This is a genomic window from Alteribacillus sp. JSM 102045, from assembly GCF_041949975.1.
Classification (GTDB): domain Bacteria; phylum Bacillota; class Bacilli; order Bacillales; family Marinococcaceae; genus Alteribacillus.
Genome location: NZ_JBHFQG010000053.1, coordinates 1 through 19,683 on the forward strand (window position 1 = coordinate 1; position 19,683 = coordinate 19,683).

18 protein-coding genes and 4 pseudogenes are annotated in these 19,683 nt (G+C 38.6%); 8 read left to right on the forward strand and 14 right to left on the reverse strand.

Going from position 1 to position 19,683, the window contains the following annotated elements; all coding sequences use genetic code 11:
- From ACE1TI_RS20285 to ACE1TI_RS20305, 5 genes and pseudogenes are all read right to left on the reverse strand, one after another.
- Nucleotides 1-294, reverse strand: a pseudogene (locus ACE1TI_RS20285) (transposase); the annotation flags it as partial.
- Between the two features lie 189 nt (nt 295-483).
- Entirely contained in the window at nt 484-1,296 is an 813-nt protein-coding gene (locus ACE1TI_RS20290; protein ID WP_375009347.1) for a carbon-nitrogen hydrolase family protein, read from the reverse strand.
- Nucleotides 1,293-2,663, reverse strand: a complete 1,371-nt coding sequence (locus ACE1TI_RS20295; protein ID WP_375009348.1) for a purine-cytosine permease family protein — start codon at nt 2,661-2,663, stop codon at nt 1,293-1,295. Before ACE1TI_RS20295 ends, ACE1TI_RS20290 begins: the two co-directional genes overlap by 4 nt.
- Nucleotides 2,664-2,729: 66 nt before the next feature.
- The gene (locus ACE1TI_RS20300) at nt 2,730-3,815 is read right to left on the reverse strand and encodes an aldehyde dehydrogenase family protein (RefSeq protein WP_375009349.1); all 1,086 of its coding nucleotides are present in this window, start codon (nt 3,813-3,815) and stop codon (nt 2,730-2,732) included.
- Nucleotides 3,758-4,129 (reverse strand): aldehyde dehydrogenase family protein, encoded by a 372-nt coding sequence (locus tag ACE1TI_RS20305; RefSeq protein ID WP_375009350.1) that lies wholly within the window; start codon nt 4,127-4,129, stop codon nt 3,758-3,760. Before ACE1TI_RS20305 ends, ACE1TI_RS20300 begins: the two co-directional genes overlap by 58 nt.
- A 422-nt stretch (nt 4,130-4,551) precedes the next feature.
- On the opposite strand from ACE1TI_RS20305, the gene gabT reads away from it, so the two are divergent.
- The 3 genes and pseudogenes from gabT to ACE1TI_RS20320 all read left to right on the forward strand — a co-directional run.
- Complete coding sequence (gene gabT / locus ACE1TI_RS20310; protein WP_375009351.1) at nt 4,552-5,904, forward strand: 4-aminobutyrate--2-oxoglutarate transaminase; 1,353 nt, start codon at nt 4,552-4,554, stop codon at nt 5,902-5,904.
- 132 nt (nt 5,905-6,036) lie between these two features.
- The gene (locus ACE1TI_RS20315) at nt 6,037-6,201 is read left to right on the forward strand and encodes an aldehyde dehydrogenase family protein (RefSeq protein WP_375009362.1); all 165 of its coding nucleotides are present in this window, start codon (nt 6,037-6,039) and stop codon (nt 6,199-6,201) included.
- A 61-nt stretch (nt 6,202-6,262) separates the two neighbouring features.
- Nucleotides 6,263-6,712: pseudogene (locus ACE1TI_RS20320) on the forward strand (aldehyde dehydrogenase family protein); the annotation flags it as partial.
- A 214-nt stretch (nt 6,713-6,926) separates the two neighbouring features.
- Here ACE1TI_RS20320 and ACE1TI_RS20325 read toward each other — a convergent pair.
- The gene (locus ACE1TI_RS20325) at nt 6,927-7,427 is read right to left on the reverse strand and encodes a hypothetical protein (protein WP_375009352.1); all 501 of its coding nucleotides are present in this window, start codon (nt 7,425-7,427) and stop codon (nt 6,927-6,929) included.
- Entirely contained in the window at nt 7,424-7,873 is a 450-nt protein-coding gene (locus tag ACE1TI_RS20330) for a hypothetical protein (protein ID WP_375009353.1), read from the reverse strand. The genes ACE1TI_RS20325 and ACE1TI_RS20330 overlap by 4 nt, the downstream gene beginning before the upstream one ends.
- Before the next feature lie 682 nt (nt 7,874-8,555).
- Between ACE1TI_RS20330 and ACE1TI_RS20335 the strand changes: the two genes are divergently transcribed.
- The gene (locus tag ACE1TI_RS20335) at nt 8,556-8,723 is read left to right on the forward strand and encodes a hypothetical protein (RefSeq protein ID WP_375009354.1); all 168 of its coding nucleotides are present in this window, start codon (nt 8,556-8,558) and stop codon (nt 8,721-8,723) included.
- 806 nt (nt 8,724-9,529) lie between these two features.
- Here ACE1TI_RS20335 and ACE1TI_RS20340 read toward each other — a convergent pair.
- The 7 genes from ACE1TI_RS20340 to ACE1TI_RS20370 all read right to left on the reverse strand — a co-directional run bounded on the left by ACE1TI_RS20340 (nt 9,530) and on the right by ACE1TI_RS20370 (nt 14,899).
- Nucleotides 9,530-10,090 (reverse strand): hypothetical protein, encoded by a 561-nt coding sequence (locus ACE1TI_RS20340; RefSeq protein ID WP_375009355.1) that lies wholly within the window; start codon nt 10,088-10,090, stop codon nt 9,530-9,532.
- Nucleotides 10,091-10,661: 571 nt separating this feature from the next.
- Complete coding sequence (locus ACE1TI_RS20345) at nt 10,662-11,219, reverse strand: TlpA family protein disulfide reductase (RefSeq protein ID WP_375009356.1); 558 nt, start codon at nt 11,217-11,219, stop codon at nt 10,662-10,664.
- Nucleotides 11,220-11,224: 5 nt separating this feature from the next.
- Nucleotides 11,225-11,758 (reverse strand): MauE/DoxX family redox-associated membrane protein, encoded by a 534-nt coding sequence (locus tag ACE1TI_RS20350; RefSeq protein ID WP_375009357.1) that lies wholly within the window; start codon nt 11,756-11,758, stop codon nt 11,225-11,227.
- 244 nt (nt 11,759-12,002) lie between these two features.
- Complete coding sequence (locus ACE1TI_RS20355) at nt 12,003-12,104, reverse strand: YjcZ family sporulation protein (protein WP_375009358.1); 102 nt, start codon at nt 12,102-12,104, stop codon at nt 12,003-12,005.
- 333 nt (nt 12,105-12,437) lie between these two features.
- On the reverse strand, nt 12,438-12,842 hold the full coding sequence (locus ACE1TI_RS20360; RefSeq protein ID WP_375009363.1) for a DUF3231 family protein: 405 nt from the start codon (nt 12,840-12,842) through the stop codon (nt 12,438-12,440).
- A 16-nt stretch (nt 12,843-12,858) separates the two neighbouring features.
- Entirely contained in the window at nt 12,859-13,023 is a 165-nt protein-coding gene (locus ACE1TI_RS20365) for a hypothetical protein (protein ID WP_375009359.1), read from the reverse strand.
- Nucleotides 13,024-13,135: 112 nt separating this feature from the next.
- The gene (locus ACE1TI_RS20370) at nt 13,136-14,899 is read right to left on the reverse strand and encodes an alkaline phosphatase D family protein (protein ID WP_375009360.1); all 1,764 of its coding nucleotides are present in this window, start codon (nt 14,897-14,899) and stop codon (nt 13,136-13,138) included.
- A gap of 786 nt (nt 14,900-15,685) precedes the next feature.
- On the opposite strand from ACE1TI_RS20370, the gene ACE1TI_RS20375 reads away from it, so the two are divergent.
- From ACE1TI_RS20375 to ACE1TI_RS20390, 4 genes and pseudogenes are all read left to right on the forward strand, one after another.
- Nucleotides 15,686-15,940, forward strand: a complete 255-nt coding sequence (locus ACE1TI_RS20375; protein ID WP_375009364.1) for a YheC/YheD family protein — start codon at nt 15,686-15,688, stop codon at nt 15,938-15,940.
- Between the two features lie 47 nt (nt 15,941-15,987).
- Nucleotides 15,988-16,334, forward strand: a pseudogene (locus ACE1TI_RS20380) (YheC/YheD family protein).
- Between the two features lie 223 nt (nt 16,335-16,557).
- Nucleotides 16,558-17,817, forward strand: coding sequence for an L-lactate MFS transporter (locus tag ACE1TI_RS20385; RefSeq protein WP_375009361.1), 1,260 nt, complete (start codon nt 16,558-16,560; stop codon nt 17,815-17,817).
- 274 nt (nt 17,818-18,091) lie between these two features.
- Nucleotides 18,092-19,503: pseudogene (locus ACE1TI_RS20390) on the forward strand (MDR family MFS transporter).
- Nucleotides 19,504-19,683 lie beyond the last annotated feature (180 nt).

Below are 19,683 nucleotides of genomic sequence, written 5' to 3' on the forward strand. Positions count from 1 at the left end.
CGATAACTTGGTTCATACCCTTGAGCTAACCACATCATTCGGACACTATCTTTCAATAACCCTTCGATCTTTCTGCCAGAGAAAACAGATTGCGTATAAGCGCATAAAATTACCTTCATCATCATTCACCGGATGATAAGCCGGACAGCCTGTTTTACGGAAAAATCCAGTGAATGCTTCATCCGGAATACTCTCTACGACATCGTTGACGGCATAGGCTATATCATTTTCTTGAAGTTTTCTTTCTAAATCTAACGGCAAAATGACTTGATTCATGGTATAATGTTTAAACATAAAACATAAGGATACCTCCGATACTGTTTTGGTGTGGTTACTTTAACTTTATCAGAAGGTATCCTTTTTGCGTACTTCATTTTAGAATTTTATTAAAAAAAAGAGTGGTACTCACCAACGTATTGGCGGGTACCACTCTTTTTAATTACTGGGTTTTGTCCCAGCCCCATATAAAAACGTCTAGACTCTTTATCTAGACGTTTTTAAAAAGGTTAACCGTTCTACGTTCATGCTATAAAAGTGGCTTTCACAATAGTTTAGGTATTCATAGTCAATTTCTGCTTGAACAAAAGCAGGATAATCTTCTGGTCCTTGTGAGTGCAGACTTCCGTCTGGACGATAGATTGCGGATTCACCAAAGAAATGAAGGGGAGTGTTTTCTCCGATATGATTACTTGCTGCTGTAAAAACCGTGTGATCCAAAGAACGGGCTGCTGCGAATTGATGAAATGAATGGTTATAAGGCATTTCCCATGCACTTGGAGCAAGAAACAAAGAGGCATGGTTTTTAGCTAATTCCAAAGAGATTTCGGGAAAAGCCAAATCCCAGCAGATCATAATTCCAATAATGCCCACTTCCGTTTCCACAACAGAAAGAGTAGAGCCTGAATTAAAGAGCCGTTTTTCCTCTTTTGTTAGTTGAATTTTTCGGTACGTGTCCACTCTTTTTCCGGAAGGAGAGATAAGATTGACAGAGTTAAAGATATGCTCCATTGAACTGTTTTCTTTCTCGGCAAAACCATAAATGATATAGAGATTATGCTTGGCTGCTATGGCTGCGATAGCTTCAAAGCCAGGACCTTCAGCTGTTTCGGCTTCATTTCTATAATTATGGATTAACGAATAGCCGTTTAAAGAAAGCTCTGGTGCCATCACAATAGATAGATGCGGATACCTGTTTTTATAATGGGAAATCCAATGATCGATTTTGTTTACATTGCTTTCTTTATCACCAAGCAGAAAATGATCCTGTATCATTCCGATTTGGGGTATCTCACTCATAACGCAACATCCTTTGTGGGATCAGCATCTGACTTTTCATTAACGGTTTTTCCCGCAAAAGTCATTAGCGCCCAGTATAGAATACCAGAAACGAAGAAGGTAGCAATCGAGGAGCCGAAGGAGAGAGGAGCAACATAAGTAAAATAAAGAGCAAACCCTGCTCCTGCAATATATGCTATATAGGAAAGAATATTAAAACCACTGTTGTATTGATAAAGATTTTTTTCTCCGGATACGATTTCTTCAGCATCATAGTTTCCTTTTTTAATAATATAAAAATCTGTTAAAACAATCGAAAAAATCGGAATATAAAGGGTAGCAATCATTAAAATAAAATCAAAGAAATTAGCCATTAAGGCTTCTTTTAACAGGGCACCGGCTACTGTGACAGCACCGAGAATCAGTAATGGTTTCCAAAAGTCTGTCCGAGGAAGTATGTTTAATAGAGACATATTTGCACTATATAACGCCATGGCATTTGTAGATAGAACGGAAAAGAAGACAATAATTGCAGCAATCAAGCCAAAACCGTGCTGAGCAAGCAGTACAGTTGGATCGTAGGTCTGTTCCATCCCCTGCAATATACTGAATCCTCCAACAGCAGCTCCTAAACCTAAGGCAATCATCGAGGCGATAATATAACCACTATAGGTAGCAACTGCCGCTCCTTTCTCACTTTTAGCATTACGGTTATAGTCGCACACCGACGACATCCAGGAAAAGGCGGTTGCAATAACGACATCAAATGCGATAATAACTGTCATTTCAGGGTTTTCACTTATTTGCATTTGCACTAGGTCATTAACCTGATACAAATTAAACAGTCTGTAAAAGATAATAAAAGAAAGGAGGATCATCGCTGTTGAAATAAATTTTTGAGCCCCTTCAATCCCACGAATTCCGAAGAGAGCAATAAATACAATAATAATTTGGGTAATAATTGTAAACAAATTGATATTGCTGTATCCAAACATATAATTCATTGCATAATCAAGACTAAGAGCTGCCATATATGCTTGAATCCAGCACCAGCCAACTAGAACAACGGTATTAGAAGCGGCTGGAAGGACGGCTCCTTTTTGCCCGAATGCCCCACGTGTAAGAACCATGGTGGGCAATCCTGTTCGTGTTCCGATTTTTCCCATGAAAGCGAGCGGAAGGGCTCCTATTGCGGAGCCCGCAAAGCTTACAAACAAGGCCTGCTGAAATGTAATATCTGGTATAAACAACATACCAGTGAGAATAGTAGTGATAACAAAGTTAGCTGCAATCCATATAGCTAAAACACCTAAGAAGTTTACTTTTCGTTCATGCTTTGCTATTGGTTTAATACTGTCTAGACCGAAATGTTCTGTCTTCTCACCCATTATATTGTCCCTCCTTGTGATTTTCAAAGCTGTACCATTCTAATGGTGCCAATTTTTCGCTATAGTTTACATGCTTGTACTCTGTGAAATGATAAAGCCCTGAACTCCAAGCTCACGGCCAATACCGCTTGCTTTTATTCCGCCCCAAGGTGCTTCAATATATGGCGTATGATAACTGTTTACCCAAACAATGCCGCAATCGAGTCTGTCGGTGAAATAGGATGCCTGTTTAGAATTCTCAGTAAGAATACCAGCAGCTAAGCCGTAATCTGTTCCGTTTGCGAGTTCAACGGCTTCTTCATCGGTCATAAAAGATTGCAGTGTGATGACCGGACCAAAGATTTCTTCTTGTACAATGGACATCTCTTGAGTGACATTTTCAAAGACTGCAGGGCTGAGAAAATTACCTGTTGTTTTTATGCGTTTTCCTCCTGTAAGAAGAGAAGCCCCTTCTTTTTTCCCTGCAATAATGTAATCTTCCACTTGCTGGGTATGGCTTCGGCTAATTAGCGGCCCTAAATCGACAGAAGAAGATAAAGGATCGCCGATGTTGAGCTGATCTATTTTTTCTAATAGTTTTTGTTTTACAGATTCATAGATAGAATGGTGAATGAGTAGACGCGGGGCTGCTACACATACCTCCCCCTGATTAAACAAAGAAGCAAAGACTGCCCAATCTGCTGCCTGGTCTTCATCAATATTCTCACAAATAATAAATGGCGATTTACCACCGAGTTCGAGAGAAATACGCTTTAACGAAGCTGCGCAAGCCGAATAAATAGATTTACCGGTTGGGATACTTCCTGTAAAAGAGATCTTTTTAATCGTTTCATGTTCGACGATTTCTTTGCCGACTTTTCCGTCTCCAAGCACCAGGTTAAACACACCATCAGGAAGTCCGGCTTCTTTTAAAAGATCAGCAAATCGAATAAATGTAAGCGGGGTCCACTCAGACGGTTTGAAAATGACCGTGTTACCTGCTGCAAGCGCAGGTGCAGTCTTCCACATACCCAGGAGAACGGGAAAATTCCAGGGAACAATTAAGCCGCAGGTACCAATTGGAACATTCTTAATATGACTGGTCGTTCCGTCTCTCATTTGTTTTTTTGTGTTAATGCATCCGGGATAAGCCCAGCATAGTAGTGCAGACAAGCTGCTGCATCTTCAATATCAATAAAAGATTCTCGCAGCGGCTTTCCGGTATTCAACGTTTCTAGTTCGGCAAACTCCTCGGCCCTTTCCTGTAACAGTACACTCGCTTTTTGTAATACCTCTTTGCGAAATAAAGGATTTCGCGGCCACTCTGTTTTCATAAACGCAGCTTCAGCAGCTTTTACGGCACGGTCGACCTGTTCGCTGCTAGAATCATATAATTCAGCTAATGTCTCCCAGGTTGCCGGGTTTTCTATCGTTCGTTTTTTTCCGGAACCCGTTTCCCAGCTTCCATTAATCCAAGCATGTTTCATTGATCATGACCTCCATAAATAATTTTTTTATAATATTTGCAATAATCGTGCCGGACTGATTGTTAAAAAGGGAGAAGGGCACAAGAAAAAAGTACTATACAGCGAAAATGATGACATAGATCGTAATGGAAAAACGAAAAAAGGAAGCTGATTTTGATAGATAATTTAATACGTTTATTCTTTGTGGAATAATTATGCAAAAGTGAATAAAAGCTTGAGAGCTTGTTAAAGAAAGAATTAACAAAATTCAATTAAATATTTATTCAATATTCAATATTTAATATTTAATAATTTTTCAAACACAATAAATCGGCTAACCGATTTAAATTTTATTATCTTTTTTTTGTGAATAGGGAGTTTTATATGTTGGCATGAAAATTGCAAATAAAAAGGCTATCACAGTATAGAAAGGGAGAGGCCATATGGCAAAGACTTATAATCCGAGCATGAAAACTACTCTGCCAGGAGAAAAAGCAGCAAAAATATTAGAGAGGCGCCACCACATAATCCCGGACGGGGTGGGGTATGGGGTGCCTGCTTTTGCCAGGCAAGCAAAAGGAGCTTTAATAGAAGACGTAGACGGCAATTGGTTTATTGATTTTGCAGGGGCGATTGGCACAATTAATGTGGGACACAGTCACCCAACTATCGTAGAAGCAATAAAAAGACAAGCCGATAACTTTGTTCACACGGGTTTCAACGTTATGATGTACGAATCATACATAGAGATTGCAGAAAGGCTGTGTCAATTAGCTCCAGGAACCCATCCCAAAAAAGCAATGTTTTTAAACAGCGGGGCAGAGGCTGTTGAAAATGCAGTGAAAGTGGCTCGTAAATATACAAAACGTCCAGCTGTTGTGACGTTCTCCCGAGGATTTCACGGAAGGACACTCATGACCATGTCAATGACAGCAAAGGTGAAACCATATAAATATGAATTTGGACCATTTGCACCGGAAGTCTATCGTGCACCTTATCCTTATGGATATAGAAAACCTGACTCATTATCAGAGCAGGAATACAACGAGGAAACTTTAAAGAATGTGAAGCACATGATTGAGCAGGAAATTTCGCCTGATCGTGTGGCCGCTGTAGTGATTGAACCGGTACAAGGTGAAGGAGGGTTTATCGTTCCTGATAAAGATTTTGTACAGGGCGTACAAGCATTTTGTGAACAGCATGGTATATTATTTGTGGCTGATGAAATTCAAACTGGATTTGCAAGGACCGGAGATTATTTTTCCATTAATCACTTCGATGTAGTACCGGACTTGATTACGGTTTCCAAATCAATGGGCGGCGGTGTTCCGATCAGCGGACTTATTGGCAGAGCTGAAGTAATGGATGCGGCTGATCCAGGAGAATTAGGAGGCACCTATAGTGGAAGTCCTCTAGGATGTGCAGCAGCACTTGCTGTTTTAGATGTAATCGAAGAAGAAAAGTTAAACGAAAGGGCACAAACGATTGGAAATAGAGTACTTTCTAGATTCAATGATTGGAAAGGACGGTATGACTGCATTGGTGATGTGCGTGGACTCGGTGCAATGTGTGCGCTCGAACTTGTAAGCGATCGGGATGAAAAAACGCCGGATAAAGTACTTACAGGCCGTGTTCTGCAAGAAGCACAGAAACGGGGACTTATCATCCTGGCTGCTGGTGTTTATGGTAATGTTATCCGAGTACTAATGCCAATCGTGGTTACAGATGAAGAGCTCGAAGAAGGGCTGAATATTTTAGAAGATGCGATTAACGCAGCCAGCAGCCAAGTAAACTAGTATTTTATGAAACCAAGAAAGGAAGGACGACGATGAAAAATTTGCTGTATATAAACGGAGAATGGACGGGGAATCATTGAATAAACTTGAAGTTACCAATCCTTCTACAGGAGAAATAGTTTCGGAGGTGCCATTTGCAGGTGCCAAAGAAGAGAAGCAGCAGTCGATGCTGCTTCTCAAGCGTTTAAAAGCTGGTCAAAGAAAACAGCACAAGAACACTCAGAATTACTGACACACTGGTACCAGCTCGTTCAGGAAAACAAAGAAAAAATGGCTTCTCTCATGACAAAAGAGTAAGGAAAATCTTATAAGGAAGCACTTGGAGAAGTAGGATTGCTAACGGCTTTTTCCAATGATGGATGCAAAAGAAAAAGGGGCCCGTATAATAAGTGGAGGTGAACGAGCAAAGGAGCAGCATCCTTTCTATAAACCAACCGTTATCTCGGGGGCAAACCAGGATATGCTTTGTATGCAGGAAGAAACATTTGGGCCGGTAGCACCTGTTTCTTCATTTAAACATGAAGAAGAAGCGATTGAACTTGCAAATAATACCAACTACGGCCTGGCTGCTTATGTCTATACCAAAGATTTATCTCGAGCGGTGCGAATCAGCGAAGCACTCGAATATGGTATAGTTGGAGTAAATGACGGCCTTCCATCTGTTCCGCAAGCACCATTTGGAGGGTTTAAACACAGCGGGCTCGGCCGTGAAGGCGGTTATTACGGCATAGAAGAGTACCTTGAAATTAAATATACTATAAGATTTAATGTCCGGGATGTTGTCAAAATGATAGTACACAGCAAATAGAATGAAAATCTTTTTTATGTAAGGATGTTCGGGGTGTCTTAAACCTGAAGGAAAGCAGCAGAAAATACATAAATGTTGTTAAGAAGTCTTGTCGAGGAAGCTCTGCAAGACTTTTCCTTTGCTGGAAAAATGAAATATGAGTTTCAAACCTCACTGCTATGGGAACTTAAGGAGGAAGACAAGGATCGAATCTGAGAAAACAGTGCCAAAGTATTCAATCACTTCTGAGTACCCTGAATCTAGAAAATACAAATTCATAATAAAGGCCAGTGACCGTTTGGGAAATTAAAAATACTGGAAATGAATAAATAAGCTGATAATCGTTTTGAAAATGAATAATGTCCAAGTTTATGAAAATCCATTGCATGCCAACACCTAACAATGCCCAAGCTAAGATGTATCCTATAAAGGTTTTTCTGTTTATCTCTAATGATTCATAAAAATAGATGAATAAGTAGCTGAATGGAGGAAATAGGAGATAATATAAAAAGTCAAATAATTCATACTGTTGTGAGTCATTAAGCCTATAAAAATCAATGAGTCCTCCGCCAATGGTAAAATCAAAAAACACACCAATGCTGAATCCCCATAGTAAAAATAACAGGGTGATTTCAGGGGAGAATTTTTTAGGGAGCAGAAATAAAACAGTATAAGCTACAACAATCATAATTAGTATAGATATTTCATTTGTGTCAAAACTCTCCCACAAATTCATGCATGTCTCACCTCATTGTTAGAAATTTTTTGAAAGAGTTTATGGGTGTAATAGGAGATTACATGTAGGATTATATAGTAAATAGCATCGTAACCAAGATTCCAATTTATATAATTTGTCATATTGAAGGTTGTCGAAAGAAATGCTAAAAATAGCAAAATAATTAACGAAACAATACTAACTAACAAAGTGTTTGACAGGTGTATTAGATTTAAAATCATTGGAATGATTATGCTTCTAAACAGCAAAAAAGCGGTAAAATCCATCCCCTCTTCGGTTAATTGAATGAGATTTAACTCTTCTTCAATAATCCAGCTCCAATTAATATTGATTACAAGAATGACCATAAATACGAATGTATTTTCTATAATGGATAATTTTTTTTTCATTACTAAAAATAACGATATAACGAGCCATGATGCTAAGAAAAAAACTGAAAAAGCCATAAAAAAATAACCTCCTCTCTCACTTATTATGCATTACTAAACAGACGAGTATACTGATGTGAAAAAAGGTATTTAAGTATTTGTTTTTTGTGACCTTTTTTGAATTTTTATGTTCAAGTAAACGTAAGAGAGGAAAGGGAACATAGAAAGGTATATGGAATTCATATAGGGCAATGAATAATTCCATTTTAGAAAGGACGTTGAAATTTGAAACGAATGAATCGATTCATCCGCAGTATCGCCATTTACACGTTACCGTTTCTCATGTTTAGCGGTTCCGCTTTTGCTTCACCTGAGACTGCATCCCAGCAAATATACTGTTAAGTATTCGCCTCTTGATTTTTCCAAAGAGACGATTTTTTTGGTTTCCTGCATGGTAACAATGGTCCGTGAAATCTATAGAGAAACTTCTACTTTATTATCTCTACTAGAATAACGAGAAACTAGAGGGAAAGAGTGAAGAGTTAAATGAAGGAAGTGCCTTAGTACGTTTTCCCTATTGGATTAATCTGAGACCTATGTAACAATTCATATAACAAGTGTTTAAAATTCCTGAAAACAAGGGTAAGGGGAATGTGGATAAAAGGGGGAGGTTTATCCTTTGGGGATGAAAATGTGCTGCGAAAAATAAGCAAAAGGGGAACCATTCACTAAGAATTTGGAAAGAAGGAGCGCGTGTTATATGTCATCATCACTTCGAGACGAACTCCATTCACTCATCGACAGCCTTCCCGAAGAGAGCCTGCTGGAAATCTATATCAGTTTATGGCAGTACAAAGAAGATGAAGAAAAAGAGTTAAACGAAGAAGCCAAAAAAGAAGTGCAGGAATCGAGATATCAGCGAAGGTAATAATGAAATATGAAATGACAAAGGGAGCTCATCTCTTTGTCTTTTTTATTGTTTAGGAAATTATGTTTTTACAAGTTGTGGATACTATCTCCATATTGTTTGATCCGCGTCTAGATTCAGCGCCCAGCCTCTCGGGGTTAAATAACCTCCAGTCATTAAAGGCAAAGAGCGCCTTTATTGCCTGGAGAACATTTACCTGTCGAGGCTTACCAGGGCGCTTGCGCTTTTGTTCTTTCAGAACTGTTTAAAATGAGTACGGCCTGTACAAATATATAGAAATATTAGAAAATAATGGATTGGAGGAGGGGGAGGATTTTTGGTACGCCAAAGTAATTTACAAATGTGTCTACAAAAAAATAGATTTGAATGAATTTAAATACGAACGTATGATTTAACTGGTTATTAATCATTAAAAGCCTTGTCTTCTAAATTGAGTAGTAAACAGAACATTTATTCGAAATATGTTGAAAATTATAATAAAAATTATTTAGTGGATGTGTAAATGTCTCTTTCATATATTGAAATTTATTTGGATTTTGAAAAAGTTTTGAGTTATGGAAATAAGGGAGATAAAACCTGGACTTTTCTCTAAATTAATAAAGCTCTTAATTTACTTGTAGGTGAAAATGATTCTAGTAAAGCTGCCATCGTGGATACGATTAATATACAATCTTAACTCAAAGTTATAAGTATATTCGATCATACTGATTTCCACTTACCTACAGGATAATGAAATTAAAAATAATAAATTTTGGGTAAAAAGTATGCTCGTTATAACGAGCGCTAATGATGATTGAGGCATTTCCTCAATAAAACATAACACATATCAAAAAAATGAAAAAAATCGTGAGTGTGATCTTATGATAAAAATGAAAAGATTTCCCTTTATTCCAAATTTGACTGATGACATTCGGTCGCTTCTTTTCAGGTGTTTTGTAAACAATAAACGCTAATACAATGGAAGGAAGAGGTCTAGCTACTCCATAGACCAATCCAATCCAAATGCCGTTTGTCGGATGAAGAAAAAGACCAACATACACATACGGAAGAAAAAGGCTTATATGAAAATTATATGTGAGTACCCCCGCTCCAAGAATGAGGCCCCAAATAATCATATTGATCAGTGGTGAATGATTGACCCATGAAGTAGGGATTTGCCATTTATGCTGTGGTATTGGGATATTTATCAATCCTAATTCCTTTAATAGATATAAAAAAACGATGATGAGAAGAAATGTTAGTTTTGCAAATTCTGTCATCCATGTCATAACCAAATTGACTAAAAGTGAAATGAGAAAACCAAATAGTGCACCAGAAAATGCGCTCGTCATTAAATAAAGAAATGATTTTGATAAAAAATGTCTCACCTTCACCCGCTCACCGAGAGGGCCAACCGCTAGGGTTACATTAATGCCTCAAGCTGTTTTAATTGATGTTATTCCTGCTACGATTGATATAACCGAAAGCATGAGCAACTCCACGACTATCCCCCTAATCACTTAGATAATGCATGCAGCCACAATCTTCTGATGACGGTACATAAGGTGAATTATAAGATGGGGTACAGTCACAACAGACAATATTTCTTCCTAAATAGGTATCACACCAACAACCTGTATATCTAAATCCCCAAGAATGGGATGGCTGGTACCCCTCAGGACACCGTGTTGTCAGCCCATAACCTGACCAACATTCATCATTACAAAATTTCCCATTTGGTAAACTGCAAGAACCAAAATTCAGATGCACTTCACAATAGGAGGCATCGGCTCTTATCCCCTCCCTCGAGAATTTCATCAAACCATTGAACATATTTAACGTAAACTGATTGATATGTGTGTTATTCGTTAATCTAGCAACTCTTTCACAGAAGACTTTACTTCGACCATTTAACGCATTTAACATGTTTTCATTCCCCTTTTCCACATGTATTATGTTTTATTGCAAAACCGCCGAGGCTAATAAATCAATTTGCTCTTTATAACTACACAACCCTTTATCTTTCACAAAACCATTTTGGTCAACTGCGAAAACAAAAGGAGTTACCCGCACGCCAAATTTTTGAAATAACTCCTTATGATGATCCCATAATTGTTCGCCAGCAACCATATTTTTTTCTATCATCTTTTTCACTTCTTTTTCTCGACCGATGAGTACAAGAACAAAGTTAATATTATCACCGTATTCCTCATAGGCAAAACTCCAATCTTTTAACAAAGATTTACATGGCTCGCAGTTTGGAGAAATAAAAGCGATAAGTGTCGGCTTTTTTATAAGCTCATCAGAATTTACTTGTTTGTTTTGAGTGAACGAAAAAATATTAAAAGGAGGGATTTCTTTATCTAGTGACAGCCCATCTCTAGAAATGGATTCAGGTGTACTTAAGTAAACTTCTCCAAACTGACGAAAAAGAAGAAGAATGGCAAAAATTGAAAACGTTTGTGTGAAAAATAAAATAATTACAGAGTAAAAAAGAAAGGATTCTATGATACACACCTCAACTATTTTAATTTTTTATGCAAATGTTCCATCGTTTGAATATGAATCTGCCACATTTTTTCTGTCACTAAAAGAAGAAGCGTCAGTATCATACCCATTACGATGAAGAAGACTGAATATTCCCCGTTATATATTGGAGTTACAATAATCGTAATTATGATGAGGAATAATAAATACACAGCCTTCCCTAGCGTAAACTGATTTACTTTAAAATCGAACCAACGACCGTAACAACCACAACTTATTTGCTCCCCAGACTGTAATACATGAATAATAGCATAGAGGAAAGTTATAAGAAGAAAGCTAAGAATAGCACCTCCATACAAATGGGTATGTTCAATCATTAAAAAGGCTGCGCCTAAGAACTCCAAGAACGGAATGAGCATTCCAAAGACAATAGCTATACGGGCTGGCAATACGTTAAAATCCAAGACAAACTGAAGAAATTGTTTAAGTGAAGTAAGTTTAGCAATTGCTGAAATGAAAAAGAGACTGGCAATATGAAATACAATTATAATGCCTATGTCTGTATTCATTGTAAGCACCCCCTACAATGTTTCATTTACATTTAATAATTATATGAATCTGCAAATACTATTATGTTTGGTTATGCTTGAACTTTTATAGGTGTTCAACGAATACTTTTTGGCTTGGGAATTATGTGAGAGGATCCATGTCAAGTCCTCTTGAGATTTAAGGGGAAAGGAATATTCCTTATCCCCTTTATAAAAGGAGGGAATGCCGTTGTGGTAATCGTTCAGTCATTATCGCTGTCTGCATTTACCATTTCACAAATGCAGTACCAACAATAACCAAAAGAATGAACAGAACAACGATTAAAGTGAAGTCGTCCACTCTTGGTCTTTTGGAAACAAAAGACATATCAAATTCCTCCCTCTTTGTTATTATCATTGAGACTTAACCCATCTCCTTAATCATTGTATGTATAAAGGTTTTCATGTTGTGTAGACGGAAATAGTAGTTTAACGAAATCGGGCACGATTATGGCAGACCTTTTAGTTTTAAAAGACGTTTTTGTGACATTTGTTAACTATTGTATAACTTAACTTTTAAACTACTTTTAACACCGTTCGGATAATATGAACGGTGTTTTGCTTTTATGCAACAACAATTTTCTGCTTATTTGAGGTATATTACTATGACAAACAACTTATTGGGTTTGAGAAAAAGATATTTTTAGAGAAAACAGATGAATCATGAAAAAAAGTGAAAGGAAGGAGTGTCCTGCTGACAGGCTCCCTTAATCTGGCATACCTGGCGGGTATAATACGGCGGAACTTTTAACCAGCTTCTTTTCCGCAGCAGGGTTTTCGTATTAGCCCCAAACACTTCCATTTCCATATACAGCTCTGCCCAGATCATGATAATGTCTGTTCGGATGGTTTGACTATTAACCAATGCGCATTCGGTGGCAGCGGCTGCAATTTTCAATGAGACTCCGTTGGCAATTTCATCATCTGTAAGCTTTACACCAAGCGGCACTTCATTTGCTTCTGAAACAGGTTTTTTCTGCTCGTAGGGCGGCAGTATGCCTTCTTTCTGCAAAAAATTTGTTAATTTTTCGGATTGGCTTTCGCATAACTTTTTGGCATCTTTCAGTAATTCTTTTACTTCTTTATCTGATTTTTATTAGTCCTATTTCTTCACACCTGATTGCTTCATTAATCATTGTTAAATATGTCCACATGCTCATCACTTCTCCAACATGCATTGGAGCCTTAGGTTCTGTGTCCACCAAAGTTTTTAAGATATTCCAAAACGCTTCAAAAGGGTTAGGCATGTTTTCACCTCCTGCGTCCTATTCATTTCCAAATTATGAATAATAAAAACATTTAAATTGTCCTCTAAAAAAGGAGGCCTCTCTGTGAGAAAGACCTACTTTGTGTACCTTTTTAATTTGGTTTTTTTTCTTTGTTCTTCTTTTTTTGTTTTTCATGAGCTCTTCGGTGAGCTTTGTGACGGTCTTCTTCCACTTCATCGGACTGTGGTTTCCCTTGCGGCACCGCAGCTGTGTCGATTTCTTTTAAGCCTTCTTTATCTTTTTCATACACAAAAGAAGCTCTTGTAGAGATGTCTGCTCCTTTATTAGAAACAAATGGAAGGACACGGTAATCGGTTCGCCATTGGTCCGGCGTTACATAGCAGCGCACGTAGCCTCGGTAATCGTTAAAGAATTTAATATGTTCGTTTTGTTCTAAAATTCGATCCGTATCCGCTCGTTTATCTGCTCCATTTCCACCCGATGTAATCGATGTTCCGACAAATTCTGCTCCTAAGATGCGGGAGGATGGTTCATCAAAGTTCTCCATCAAGTTGGAAGCCCAGTTGGCATGAACGTCCCCTGTCAAAACGATTAGATTATTGATGTCTTTCTTGTTCACGAAATCAGTAATTCGTGCGCGGGCAGGTGTGTACCCGTCCCAGCTGTCCATGCTGTATAACGGATCGTCCGCACTTGGACCATAGTTCCGCTTAGCAAAGAATATTTGCTGAGCCAATACATTCCAATTGGAAGTAGAAGAATCGAGGTGATCAAGAAGCCACTCTTCCTGTTTATCCCCCAGAAGGGTACGGGACGGGTCAAGGGACTCTGATGTTTGAGGAGAGCTCGTATCTCCGTTTGCTTGATCCGAGCGGTATTGGCGAGTGTCCAATACAAAAAAATCGGCAAGGTCTCCATAAGAGAAGCTGCGGTATAATTGCATATCGGCCCCATCTGGCATAGAGGATTGGCGCAGCGGCATATGTTCGTAATATGCTTGATAGGCTACAATGCGCCGTTCGATAAATTCCTCGACAGACTGATCGTTTTCAGGAATCTCATCGGCATAGTTGTTTTCTACTTCATGGTCATCCCATGTCACGACCCACGGAAATGCAGCATGTGCAGATTGCAGGTTCTCATCGGAACGATATTGCGCATGGCGGTTCCGGTAATCTTCGAGTGTCATAATTTCCGGTCCCTTATGGCTTCTAACATTCCCAGAGCTGGCAACATATTCATCCGGACCGTATTCATAAATATAGTCACCAAGGTGGAAGACAAGATCAAGATCTTCTTTTGCCATATGTTTATAAGCAGTGTAGTAGCCGTGCTCGTATTGCTGACAGGAAGCAAATGCAAAAGTCAAGCTAGATACATGAGCACCGCTTTTCGGAAGGGTCTTTGTTTTTCCAACCGGGCTGTATTCATCTCCCGTTTTAAAGCGATAGAAGTAAACGGTGTCAGCTTTCAGCCCGTCTAATTCCACATGAACAGAGTGAGCGAGATCAGGACTTGCTATTTCTGTTCCGCGTTTTACAATATTGCGAAAGTTTTCATCTTTTGCAAGCTCCCATTTTACAGGGATGTTTCGATCCGGTGCACCTCCGCCGTTAAGAGGGTCGGGAGCAATTCTTGTCCACAACACAATACCATCAGAAAGAGGATCTCCAGAAGCTACACCTAGAGAAAATGGATAGTCATCAAAGCTTATGGCAGCATCCGCTTCAGCTTGAACTTTCATACCGCCCATAGATTGAGCGATCACCATAGCTAAAGAAAAACTAGCAATCTTTCCAGCCCCTTGAATAAACCCCCGCCGGTCCACATCTTCTTGCAAGGTTTTCTCATTTAATTTTCGAATTAAATCATCAATGGACCTTTCGTTACTCATGCTCATTACCCCTTTCGACAAATGTTAATTGGAATGTCGACTCTTATTATAGGAGGCTTTTATTAACATGCAGTTAAGAAATGTAAAACATAAAAGACCATTAAGAGAAAAGGCGTAATGTTTATATTAGGTAATTAGAGTGACAGCATCATTCCCTTTAAGTCGATTGGTGTCTTTTTTAGTCGAATAAAAGACAAAAGGCTAGGAATCGTTCCTTCTATTTTCTCTGTTCTTCTTTCATGATGATTTAACACTTACTAAACAAAAATATAATATTTTCTTGCTGTAGGCCTTTAAGGATACAAAAGGAACCCTTCATTAATACAATGAAATAGCACGTACGAATCAATCTAAAAGGTGGTGAAATATAGAAAAAAATAGAACAATAGGAATTATTTTATTTAGTATAAAATATGAGGAGATTTCTAAAGCGGACTGGACTAATGTAAAGAAATGCTTTTTATACGAGCAGGCCGCTGTTAAAAATAATTGCTCTTTATGTATTTTTCGATTATCTGATTTAAAGCCTGGACAGAAACATATAAAATGTTACGTCAAAGAAAAACAAGGATATCAATTACGAAAGATGCCTGTGCCATCGGTAATATACAAGCGTATAGGTCATTCAACGGAGTATAAACCGGTTTTACAATCACATATGAATGAGGGAAAAATACTTTTTAATTACTATGAAGACAATTATAAATACAACATATGGAAAATTGTAAACAAAAATAGATTCCTGTCTAAACATCAGCCTCATACCGAAATAGCTTCCGAAAAACTATAAGAGAAATGCTTCGAAAGTATAAAAGCCTCATGATAAAGCCGAATAGGGGAGAAGTCGGACAAGGAATTATGAAAATAGAACAAATATCCGATAGAAAATGGTGTTGGTATTATAAAAGAAATAATAAATGGAAACGAAAATTTTTCAAACAGAAGCTGCCGGAACTACTAATAAGAACGATAAATGAACCCTATATTGTGCAGGAGACGATCAATCTCGCCGAGTACGAGGAAAGAATCCATTTGATTTAAGAGTATCCGTTCAGAAGAATCACTTGAGATATTGACAGGTTTCTGCGATCTTTGTCAAAGTTGCTAAAGATGGGCAGTTGTTGACTAATATAGGGCAGGGGGCCAGGGCATACACTCTTAAACAAGTTTTAAAAGACCATCCTTCTCTTTCATATGAAAAAATAAAAATAGAGGTTACAGATTTAGCTATAAAGCTGACAAAGCACATTGCTTCCTATAAAAAAATATGGTTGATTTTGGGTTTGATATAGGGTTATCGAAACAAGGAGTTCCTTATTTGATTGAGGTAAATCATGTATCTGATTATCCGTCATTCTCTATTAAGCTAGTGAGGGAAGAATGGAAAAAAGTATTTACCTCTCCAATTCATTATGCATGTTCATTTTTACCATAAAATAAATGTGGATAGTAATAGGTCCATCCTGTTTTGTGAAACGGAGATGTCAGCTACACTGATTCTTTCGAAGTTATTAAACAGAAATTTAATAACTTTATGAATATTTTTAGTTATTTTACTTTTCCTATTTGTTTGATTTGCGCAAGGATAGGCTGTACTCTAATATATGTGAGGGGAGTTGTCGAAAAATGCGTATAATTCCGAAAAGGAGGTCTTCAGCATGAAAACGAAAAACAGATGGCTCATGGCACTATCCGCTATAGCAATCCATCTTTCTATTGGAGCTGCTTATGCTTACAGTGTGTACACAAATCCGATTCGAGATACGATGGGCTGGTCCACAACAGAAATCACTTTAGCATTCACGCTAATGATGGCCCTTGCAGGATTCTCAGCTGCGTTTTTTGGAAATTTTGTAGAGAGAAACGGACCTAGAAAATCAGCCATTTATGCGGCTGTTCTATTTGGAGCTGGACAAGCAGGTGCCGGCATGGCGGTCGCAGTGAATTCTCCAATACTTTTTCTGTTGACATATGGACTAGCGAGCGGGCTTGGTTTAGGCCTGGGATACATATCTCCCGTATCAACTTTAGTCAAGTGGTTTCCGGATCGCAGAGGTTTAGCAACTGGTATGGCCGTCATGGGGTTTGGCGCGGGTTCGCTCATTACAGCTCCTGTTGCCGGTTATTTAATTGAATCCATAGGTGTCACCCCCACATTCTATATTCTAGGTGCGAGTTATTTTGTGGTTATGATATTAGGAGCTTCCTACATTGCACCGCCTCCAAAAGGCTGGATGCCGGATGGATTCAAAAAAGATATTGCTTCCGGAAAAAAAGTAGTGAAAAAAGATTTGTCTCAATTAACCGCGAAGGAAGCTGTGAAAACTAAGCGCTTCTGGATGCTCTGGACGATGATGCTTATTAATACAACAGCAGGTATTATGATGATTTCAATTGCCTCTCCTATGGCACAAGAACTTGTTGGATTATCGGCAGCAGCAGCAGCGACAATGGTAGGAATTATGGGGCTCTTTAATGGAGGAGGCCGGCTTGGCTGGGCTGCTGTTTCTGATTATATTGGACGTCCTGCAGTATTTATGATTTTCTTTATTTTTCAAATCATTGCGTTCGTGTCGTTTCCAACAATAACCAATGTGTTATTGTTTCAAGCCCTTATTTTTATTGTTGTCAGTTGTTACGGCGGCGGTTTTTCCAATCTGCCAGCTTTTATTGGAGATTTATTCGGAACAAAAGAGCTTGGAGCTATTCACGGTTACCTTCTGACAACCTGGTCTTTAGGCGGGATATTAGGGCCGCAGATTGTCACAATAATTAGAGAACAAACCAATAGTTATATCCCTGTATTCTATGTTTTTACTGCATTGATTGTAATCGCTTTCATCGTTTCGCTATTGATTCGGTTGGATATTCATAGAATTGAAAAAGGGTACAAACAGCGGAAAGAAGGAGCAGCTTAAAGGAATTTTAATTGATTGATAGAAGGCGCGGAAAGCTTACCCTCGAAAGCTGTAGAGGGGTAAGCTTTTCATTTAAGATTTAATGTGTAAAATCCATTTACGGTGATAGATAAATGTCGATAGCAAACGTTACCATTTGACTTGAGCCTTCCTTCCTCTTTTTCAAACTATTAGTCTTCTTATTTGTCACTGCATCCTGGAAAGCGTATAAATTTCTATTAGTTTCCCGAAATGTTATTAATTTCGTTTTTACATAGAAAGAGGCGCGGTGCCTATGTCACAGAACTACAATAAAATATTAATCGCAGCCTTATTGCTTTCAGGTTCTTTTGTGGCCGTGCTGAATCAGACGCTGATGATTACAGCAATTCCGCCGATCATGGAAGAAATGAATATTACGGCGAATACAGGACAATGGCTGACGACTGTCTTTATGCTTGTAAACGGTATTATGATACCGATCACAGCTTTTTTGATTGAACGATTTACAACGAGACAGCTGTTTATTGCAGCAATGAGTGTATTTGCGTTTGGAACCCTGATCGGAGGTGTTGCCACCAATTTTCCAGTGCTGATTTTAGGGAGAATCATTCAATCGGCCGGTGCAGGTGTTATGCTTCCATTAATGCAAACGGTTTTCCTTCTTATTTTTCCGGTGGAAAAACGCGGAACTGCTATGGGGTATATCGGTCTTGTTATTTCGTTTGCGCCGGCCATAGGCCCTACATTATCTGGATGGATGACCGCCAACTATGATTGGCGTTATTTATTCTGGTTTATTTTACCCTTATCCATATTAATGATTATTATTTCTTACTACATTATGAAAAACGTGACAGAGTTAAAACATCCAAAAGTTGATCCTCTTTCGATCATTTTATCTTCGCTTGGGTTTGGGGGATTGCTTTATGGGTTTACGAGTCCGGCAACAATGGCTGGGGCAGCCCATTAACCATAAGTGTGCTCCTTATTGGTTCCATTGCTATTGTATTTTTTATTTATTAGGCGCCAATTGAGCATGCATCATCCTATGCTTGAATTTCGGGTCTTTAAACTGCGTATTTTTACGATCTCTACGATTATCGGGATGGTTGGATTTTTGGGACTGATCGGCCTCGAAACGTTAATTCCTTTATATATGCAGACGATGCGGGGTTTCTCAGCTATGGAATCTGGTATCGTTTTGTTTCCTGGTGCTCTGTTGGCAGGTCTTATGGCTCCTATTACCGGCCGTATTTTTGACAAAATAGGTGCTCGTTTTCTCGCTATTACCGGGTTGATCATTATGTCTGCGGCTACATTTTCTTTTGTACTGGTCGACACGTCAACAAGCCTTTTTATCTGATGGCTGCTTACGCTGTGCGGATGTTCGGTTTTTCTATGGTCATGATGCCTGTAAACACTGCCGGCCTCAATCAAATGCCGCCGAAGCTTATTCCACACGGGTCGGCGATGACAAATACGATGCGGCAGTTAGCAGCCTCTGTCGGTACCGCCGTTCTCGTGACCACCATGACTACTACTGAGTATATTGCAAAAACAAACACAGGCGTCGAACACCCAGATATATTTGGTGTAAAAGTTGCATTCTTTGTCATTTTTATTCTATCTGCTGGGGCGTTGGCCATATCTTTCTTTATTAAAAAAACCTCACCGCCTACAGACGAAGAATGGGACGCGAAATAAAATAACAATTAAAAAGAAAAAATAAGGCTGTATCAAAAGGTTATGAAAAAATCCCTTTTGACAGCCCCTTTTTCCTATTTAACATACAAAAAAATCGCCTCTTTCGGTATAATGAAGTCACCACAACCCATTAACGAAAGAAGGCGATTTTTTTATGAGTAACCAAAAGGTCACTTTCCA

Coding starts and splice junctions, on each gene's coding strand:
- ACE1TI_RS20290 (WP_375009347.1), bottom strand. CDS start 1,296: ATGAGTGAGATACCCCAAATCGGAATGATACAGGATCATTTTCTGCTT.
- ACE1TI_RS20295 (WP_375009348.1), bottom strand. CDS start 2,663: ATGGGTGAGAAGACAGAACATTTCGGTCTAGACAGTATTAAACCAATA.
- ACE1TI_RS20305 (WP_375009350.1), bottom strand. CDS start 4,129: ATGAAACATGCTTGGATTAATGGAAGCTGGGAAACGGGTTCCGGAAAA.
- gabT (WP_375009351.1), top strand. CDS start 4,552: ATGGCAAAGACTTATAATCCGAGCATGAAAACTACTCTGCCAGGAGAA.
- ACE1TI_RS20325 (WP_375009352.1), bottom strand. CDS start 7,427: ATGAATTTGTGGGAGAGTTTTGACACAAATGAAATATCTATACTAATT.
- ACE1TI_RS20330 (WP_375009353.1), bottom strand. CDS start 7,873: ATGGCTTTTTCAGTTTTTTTCTTAGCATCATGGCTCGTTATATCGTTA.
- ACE1TI_RS20335 (WP_375009354.1), top strand. CDS start 8,556: ATGTCATCATCACTTCGAGACGAACTCCATTCACTCATCGACAGCCTT.
- ACE1TI_RS20350 (WP_375009357.1), bottom strand. CDS start 11,758: ATGAATACAGACATAGGCATTATAATTGTATTTCATATTGCCAGTCTC.
- ACE1TI_RS20355 (WP_375009358.1), bottom strand. CDS start 12,104: ATGTCTTTTGTTTCCAAAAGACCAAGAGTGGACGACTTCACTTTAATC.
- ACE1TI_RS20365 (WP_375009359.1), bottom strand. CDS start 13,023: ATGCCTAACCCTTTTGAAGCGTTTTGGAATATCTTAAAAACTTTGGTG.
- ACE1TI_RS20370 (WP_375009360.1), bottom strand. CDS start 14,899: ATGAGTAACGAAAGGTCCATTGATGATTTAATTCGAAAATTAAATGAG.
- ACE1TI_RS20385 (WP_375009361.1), top strand. CDS start 16,558: ATGAAAACGAAAAACAGATGGCTCATGGCACTATCCGCTATAGCAATC.